The 3,018-nt window shown below is 34.8% G+C and carries 2 protein-coding genes; both read left to right on the forward strand.

Features of this window, described 5'->3' with window-relative positions; genetic code table 11:
* The first annotated feature begins 376 nt into the window (after window positions 1-376).
* Window positions 377-2,764: a DNA topoisomerase (ATP-hydrolyzing) subunit B gene (gyrB, locus tag OZD61_RS04645; protein ID WP_274980023.1), complete on the forward strand. Its 2,388-nt coding sequence runs from the start codon at window positions 377-379 to the stop codon at window positions 2,762-2,764.
* 93 nt (window positions 2,765-2,857) lie between these two features.
* Window positions 2,858-2,998, forward strand: coding sequence for a hypothetical protein (locus OZD61_RS04650; protein ID WP_274980024.1), 141 nt, complete (start codon window positions 2,858-2,860; stop codon window positions 2,996-2,998).
* Window positions 2,999-3,018 lie beyond the last annotated feature (20 nt).

Genomic DNA, 3,018 nt, shown 5'->3' on the forward strand with positions numbered 1-3,018 from the left:
TTGCATAGATATACCTCTTTCTTAACTATGCTTATTCTACCTCATATTTTCGAGATCCTTAACAGGTTCTTATAAATACCAGAATAATAAGCTACTGATATTCTCCATCTTTTTTATCTTTAATCCATCATAGCTAGCGATGCAACAAAGCCATTCCAGTGTCAAGCACTGGAATGACATCATCTGTTGTGCAATTTACCTTCAAAAATGAATGTTCGTACAGTTATGGAAGACACATTGGAATGACACTATTTGCTGTCTTCAAAAATAAACATTCGTAAAGTTGTGCTTTTAATATGGGTTATCAGTTTAAAAATGTTGCTAATCAGCATATATGAATGTAATATTAATTAACATTCATAAACGAAGCAATACCATGGAAAATAGTTATAATGCCGATGCAATAAAAATCTTAAGGGGTCTTGATGCTGTAAGGAAACGTCCAGGTATGTACATTGGTGACACTGACGATGGATCTGGCTTGCACCACATGGTATATGAGGTTGTTGATAACGCAATAGATGAATCTTTAGCTGGATATTGTGATCACATTGAAGTTAGCATAAATAAAGATGGTTCAGTATCTGTAACTGATAATGGTCGTGGCATTCCAACTGACATTCATGAAGAAGAAGGAATATCAGCAGCAGAGGTAATAATGACTCAACTCCATGCTGGTGGTAAATTTGACAGCAATACCTATAAAGTTTCTGGGGGATTACATGGTGTTGGAATCTCAGTTGTGAATGCATTATCAAGCTGGTTGGAATTAATTATTTGGCGCAATAAGAAAGAACACTTTATGCGTTTTGAAGATGGTGAGTCTATTGAACCTTTAAAGGTAGTCAACGAAAATACAAACAAAAGAGGAACTAAAGTCACGTTCATGCCATCAACAGAGACTTTTAATGGCATTAATTTCAGTTACTCAACGCTTGAAAGTCGTATAAGAGAATTAGCATTTTTAAATTCAAATATCGACATTACTTTACGTGATCTGCGCAATGAACCATATACAGAATCTCATTTCAATCAGAGCAATCAATCTAAAGACAATTTTGGTACAGCAAATTTTGTGCAGTATTTAGATAAGAATAAGACACATGTAACTAAAATTGCCAGTATGAAAGGAGATGCAGAAGATCTTGGCATCAGCTTGGAAATATCGATGGAATGGAATGACTCCTACTATGAGAATATGTTGTGTTTCACTAATAATATACGGCAACGAGATGGTGGTACGCATTTGGCAGGATTTAGATCTGCACTAACTAGATGTATCAATACCTATGCAACTAATGAAGGGTTTTTAAGGAAAGCAAAAGTAAATTTAACTGGAGAGGACGTTAGAGAAGGTTTAACTTGTGTTTTATCTCTTAAGATGCCTGATCCTAAGTTTTCTTCACAAACAAAAGATAAACTAGTTAGTTCTGAAGCACGTGCAGTTGTAGAAAGTATAGTTTCTGATAAATTGAGCACAATCCTTGAAACTGATCCCAAATTGGCAGCAAGCATAGTAGAAAGAGCAATCAGGTCAGCAAAAGGAAGAGAAGCTGCAAGAAAAGCGCGCGAGCTAGTTAAAAGCAAAAACAATATTGATATTGCAACTCTGCCAGGAAAGCTTGCTGATTGTCAGGAAAAAGCTCCTGAGTTATCGGAATTATTTATAGTAGAGGGTAATTCAGCAGGTGGTACTGCAAAGCAGGGGCGTAATCGTAAAACACAAGCAGTGCTTGCCTTAAGAGGAAAAATTCTAAACGTAGAACGTGTAAGTTTAGATCGTATTTTTTCATCTGCAGAAATAGGCTCTTTAATTACTGCAATTGGTGCTGGAATAGGGAGTGAACACTTCGATATTGAAAAAGCTAGATATCATAAAATTATCATCATGACAGATGCAGATGTTGATGGTTCACATATAAGAACTTTGATTCTAACTTTCTTTTTTAGACATATGCGTGAAGTTATTGAAAAAGGTTACTTATACATAGCACAGCCACCCCTCTATAAAGTTACAAAGAATGCCAAAGACACTTATATTAAAGATGACGAAACTTTTGAAGAGTATATAATAAACTCAGCAGTTAAAAGATTAACACTAAGTGGTACAGCTACAGAATTTAACAACTTGCGCCTTATTTTGAATAAATGCGTTAGCACTTCTAATATTAGCAAAAATTATGATAGAGAAATACCACAAAATCTCTTAGAGTCATTGCTAATTTTAAGTAAAAAGAATGCTCTATCATCGGCTGATGAGATATTAAAGTATTTGAAGTTAATGTACAGCGAATACACTTGGGAAGTGGAAATAAAAGACGAAGAAAAAGAAATTCATATCTCTAAATTGTTTCAAGGATTGGCAGACAAATATATATTTGCACTTAGTATGCTTGAAGGCAAAGATATGCAAAACATATTAAGTTTGCTTGATGGTATAAGTAATTTATTTAATGGTGATTCATTTTTAAAGTCACAAGAAACTGAAATAAGAATCACTTCTCCAAGTACGCTTGCAAAAATAATAATGGACTATGGTAAAAAAGGTTTAACTCTGCAGAGATTTAAAGGTCTTGGTGAAATGAATGCTGATCAGCTATGGGATACTACGTTAAATCCTGAGGCTAGAACTTTATTAAAGGTTGAAATAAAAGATTGTGAAGAAGCTGATTCCATATTTTCAATATTAATGGGTGATATAGTTGAACCACGCCGTGATTTTATTAATAGCAATGCACTTAATGTGCATGATGTTGATATTTGAACTTTTAGCAAAATGTACGAACGTTACGGGTTTAAGCAAAGACTGTGTCATTCAAGTAGCTGACACTGGTTCCTTTATAACGGTGTCATTCCAGTGCTTGACATTGGAATCCAGGTTGCTCACAAGCAAACTAGCATAGAAAGTGGTTACAACGTTTTCGATGAGATTGCAGAAAGGCTGGATTCCAGTGGGCTTTGTTGCATCGCTCAAGTGAAAAGAACTGGCAGTTACTGACAAAATTCATTATAAATAGC

Source organism: Wolbachia endosymbiont of Drosophila bocki (assembly GCF_028982005.1).
Lineage (GTDB): Bacteria > Pseudomonadota > Alphaproteobacteria > Rickettsiales > Anaplasmataceae > Wolbachia > Wolbachia pipientis.

What these genes read in the sequence shown, in the direction of transcription:
- gyrB (WP_274980023.1), top strand. Translation starts at nt 377, where the DNA reads ATGGAAAATAGTTATAATGCCGATGCAATAAAAATCTTAAGGGGTCTT.